Here is a 3,778-nt window from a genome sequence, read left to right as displayed (position 1 = left end):
GTCCGCTCATACCTTGATATGATCTGGTGTGCGCGTGCCGCCCGAGATCGATTGCACGCGCGCCCGCGCCGCAAGAGTCGAGCCGGGCAGTCGGCTTTCTCTACTAACACCAAGGTATAGCTAAAGCGAAACCAGGGCTGGATGGAGAGGCACGACTACCCAGGTTATGGTTGAAGACAAAGCAAAAGCCGATCGTGGCAAATGTACAGAAATCATGGCCTTTAACGAGGCGCCTGTCGCCTCTGAGGTCTGAACGACGGAGTGGCTCGTGCCCAACCGATATCGCGATGACAGCCCCACAGCCTTTGGTCTGGCGCGCCGTCAAGTTCTGCTTGGTGGGCTGTCCCTGGTTGGCGGCCTTGCGGTTGTGCCGACGCTGCCGGCGATTGCCGCTGCGGGCGCTTGGTCGCAGGAGTCCGCGGCCCGGTTCATGGAGATCTCATCGCTGCTGATTCCCCATCACCTGCACGAGGAGGTAGGCAAGCGCATTGGCGCCGCGATGAGCGCATTGAATCCGTCGTTGTCGGAGCAGGTCGCCGGGCTGCTCGCCATTGCAAGAAACAAGAATGCGGCAATTGTCGAAGAGTTTTTCCCCGACGTCCCGGAAGGGCCGCTCAAGGAGACGGCGCTCGCGATCATTTCCGCCTGGTATCTCGGCGTCGTGAAGGACGCCGACGATGCCGAGGTCTTCGCCTTTGAATATGCGCTGATGTATCAGCCGACCAGGGATGTCATGACCATTCCGTCCTATGCAATCTCCGGCCCGAACGCGTGGCCGGCAGAGGCGCCGCCATTGGAGAACATGCCGGATTTCTAGCTGCGCTCAATCCAGAAACAGGGCCTTACAAAATGGCAAACGACCAGAGTGCAGATGTTGTCATCGCAGGAACCGGAATTGTCGGCTGTCTTATCGCGGAGCAGGCTCTCGATGCCGGCTTGTCTGTGCTGATGCTCGAGGCGGGCCCTCGCGTCGATCGCTGGCGAATTGTCGAGAATTACCGCAACCTGCCCCCGAGCCTGCGGCTGTTTCACTGGGATGCGCCGTACCCGCCAAAGCCGTGGGCACCGCACCTCGAAACACGCAAGGAAAAGGAGCAGGAGCAATACCTGCAATTGGAAGGGCCGAATGCCCGCGCCTATCTGCAGGGGTATGTGCGCTATGCCGGCGGCGCGACCTGGCACTGGGCGGGCCTGTGCTGGCGCATCACGCCGGAGGACATGCGCCTGAAGAGCCTTTATGGCGTCGGGCGGGACTGGCCGTTCACATATGATGCGCTCGAGCCCTATTACACGCGCGCCGAACATGCGATCGGCGTGAGCGGCCCGTCCGACCCCGCGCTGCAATGGCCGCCAAATGCCAAACGCTCCAAACCCTACCCGATGGGGCCGCTTCCTTTCGGCCCCGGTGAGCGTCGCTTAACGGAAGTGGCGGCAAAAGTTGGCATGATCAATCTGCCGGCGCCGCAAGCGCGCAACAGCGGCGTCTCCTATCACGGGCGGCCGCCATGTTGTGGCAACAACAATTGTTTTCCGGTCTGCCCGATCGCCGCCAAGTATGATGCGGCGACGGCGCTGCCGAAGATCGAAGCCAAGGGCGGCAAGATCCTGGCCAATGCGGTGGTCTACCGGATAGAGACCGGCCAAAAGAATGGGGTCGAGGCGGTCCATTACTTCGATCCGGACAAGGCCTCCCACCGGGTCGCCGGCAAGGTGTTCGTCATCGCCTGCAACAGCATCGAGACGCCAAAGCTGTTGTTGTTCTCCAAGAACGACCGTAATCCGGGCGGCATCGCCAACAGCTCCGACCAGGTCGGGCGCAACATGATGGACCAGCCCAAGCTGTTCGCGGAGCTGGAGCTTGCGGAACCGCTGTGGACGGGCGTCGGTCCGGTTCAGAGCAGCAGCATCCTCAACACATCGCAAGGCGACTTCCGCAAGGACTATACGGGAGCGATGTTCCGAATGGAGAACTACGCCCGCAGCTACGTCGGCGCTGCCGCCGCGCTGAAAAAGGGGCTGGTCGGAAAGGCGTTGGACAAGGAGATAAGAAGGCTTTCGGCGTGCACCGCGAGGCTGACCGTGGAGCACGAGCCGCTGCCTTTGCCGGATAACCGGCTGACGCTGTCGGACAAGAAGGATTGGCTCGGCATCAACAAGCCGAACATCTACTACGATGTCAGCGACTATGTGCGGCGGAGCGCCAGGGAATACACCGTTCCGAAGCTGCGCGCACTGGCGGACGGGCTCGGTGCGACCAGCTTCCAGCTCTCCCCGGAATTTCTCAACAGTGACCATATCATGGGTGGGTGCATCATGGGCGCCGATGCAAAGACATCGGTGGTCGATCCTGACTGCCGCGCGCATGATCATCAGAACCTGTTTTTGCCCGGCGGGGCCGCAATGCCCAGCGGAACGGCGTCGAACAGCACGCTCACCATGTCGGCGCTGGCGCTGAAGGCGGCGGATGCGATTGTCGACCAACTGAGGCACGGTTGAACATGCCCTGGACCGGTCGCCGAATCTGCGCCTTACTCATCTTCCTCACCGGGCCTCTGGTGGCCGGCGTTTCACATGCGGCCGAGCGGGCTGATCCCTCGGCCGACGAGGCAGTGATCGCGCGCGGGCAATATCTGGCAATTGCCGCGGATTGCGGGGCCTGCCACACCCTCCCAGGCGGCAAGCCCTTTGCAGGCGGGCTCGCCATCGGCACGCCGCTCGGCACTATTTATTCCACAAATATAACCCCGTCGGCAGATTTCGGGATCGGACGATATACGGAAGAAGACTTTTCCCAGGCGCTTCGTCGCGGGATTCGCCGCGATGGGGCGCACCTCTATCCTGCGATGCCCTATACCTCTTACGCCAAGTTCACCGACGATGATGCGCATGCGCTATACCTCTATTTCGTGCGTTCCGTGCAGCCGGTCGACACGCGCGCGCCCGAGACCGAGCTGCCGTTTCCGATGAATATCCGCCTGTCGATGCTGGCCTGGAATTTCCTGTTCCTGGACGGCGGCGTCTTTGCGCCGGATCCGCGGCAATCGGCGGAATGGAATCGGGGCGCGTACCTTGTGCAGGGCGCGGCACATTGCGGCACCTGTCACACGCCGCGCGGATTCCTGATGCAGGAGGAGGCAGGCCGCGCTTTGTCGGGCGCCGAGGTCGGACCGTGGTACGCGCCGAACATCACCTCGGATCCGACGACGGGAATTGGAAGCTGGGCCGGGGAAGAGCTCGCGGCCTATTTGCGCACCGGACGTTTGCCCGGAAAGGCGCAGGCGGCCGGAAGCATGGGCGAAGCCGTCGAACACAGCTTCCAGCATCTGTCGGCTCCGGATATCGAGGCCATCGCCACTTACGTGAAGAGCGTACCGCCGATCCACGACCCGTCCAGCGCTTCCCGCTTCACGGCCGGAAGGATGTTCTCCGAGCTCGGCGCTTTGCGCGGACGCGACGGCATCAGCTCCGACAATGACGCCAATCCCAGCGGCGCCGAGCTGTTTCAAGGTAATTGCGCCTCCTGCCACTCGGCCGAGGGACAAGGCAGCAAGGACGGCTACTATCCGAGCCTGTTCCACAACTCCGCCACGGGAGCAAAGAATCCCGCGAACCTGATTGCCGCCATTCTCTATGGCGTGGATCGCACGGCCGCGGGAAGACAAGCCTTCATGCCAGGCTTCGGCGGCCACCCGGGCGATTCCACCCAACTCAGCGACCGCGACATAGCCGTTCTGGGAACCTACGTGCTCGCCCATTACGGACCCGGAGACGCCAGCAT

3 protein-coding genes are annotated in these 3,778 nt (G+C 62.4%); all 3 read left to right on the top strand.

Annotation, left to right across the window (positions count from 1 at the left end; translation table 11 throughout):
• Positions 1 to 268: 268 nt before the first annotated feature.
• Positions 269 to 817 (top strand): sugar dehydrogenase complex small subunit, encoded by a 549-nt coding sequence (locus ABSG20_RS31885; RefSeq protein ID WP_423868430.1) that lies wholly within the window; start codon positions 269 to 271, stop codon positions 815 to 817.
• Between the two features lie 32 nt (positions 818 to 849).
• Complete coding sequence (locus ABSG20_RS31880; protein ID WP_423868429.1) at positions 850 to 2,496, top strand: GMC family oxidoreductase; 1,647 nt, start codon at positions 850 to 852, stop codon at positions 2,494 to 2,496.
• A 59-nt stretch (positions 2,497 to 2,555) separates the two neighbouring features.
• On the top strand, positions 2,556 to 3,778 hold a 1,223-nt coding region (locus ABSG20_RS31875), incomplete at its 3' end, for a c-type cytochrome (protein WP_423868428.1).

This window comes from Bradyrhizobium sp., from assembly GCF_049512235.1.
Lineage (GTDB): Bacteria > Pseudomonadota > Alphaproteobacteria > Rhizobiales > Xanthobacteraceae > Bradyrhizobium.
Note: the sequence above shows the minus strand (reverse complement) of the source record. Positions and strands in the feature narration are given on the sequence as shown.

Bases quoted from the DNA above. Each gene is read 5' to 3' on its own strand.
- ABSG20_RS31880 (WP_423868429.1), top strand. From the start codon at position 850: ATGGCAAACGACCAGAGTGCAGATGTTGTCATCGCAGGAACCGGAATT.